1 protein-coding gene is annotated in these 419 nt (G+C 67.3%); it reads left to right on the top strand.

Going from position 1 to position 419, the window contains the following annotated elements; all coding sequences use genetic code 11:
• On the top strand, positions 1-419 hold a 419-nt coding region (locus KJQ96_RS38785), incomplete at both ends, for a chemotaxis protein CheW (protein ID WP_213291197.1).

Here is a 419-nt window from a genome sequence, read left to right as displayed (position 1 = left end):
TTGGGCGATGGCGCCGTGATCATGATCATCGACCCCAACGGCATTGCCAAAGCGCTCGGCGCCTCCGGCTCCTCGGCCCATGAGATGGCCGACGAAGCCTCCGCGGCGCATGGCTTCGGCAGCGAACAGCTCACCTCGCTGCTCGTGTTCCGCGCCGGCTCCTCGCAGCCCAAGGCGGTGCCGCTCGGCCTCGTCACCCGGCTGGAAGAGATCGCCACCGACAAGATCGAGCTCTCCAACGGCCGCTACATGGTGCAGTACCGCGACCAGCTCATGCCGCTGGTGCAGATGGCCGGCGTCACGGTCCAGACATCAGGCGCGCAGCCGATCCTGGTGTTCGCCGACGACGGCCGCTCGATGGGGCTCGTGGTCGACGAGATCATCGACATCGTCGAGGAGCGGCTGCACATCGAGGTCGC

This window comes from Bradyrhizobium sp. sGM-13, from assembly GCF_018398875.1.
In the GTDB taxonomy this organism is placed as follows: domain Bacteria; phylum Pseudomonadota; class Alphaproteobacteria; order Rhizobiales; family Xanthobacteraceae; genus Bradyrhizobium.
Note: the sequence above shows the minus strand (reverse complement) of the source record. Positions and strands in the feature narration are given on the sequence as shown.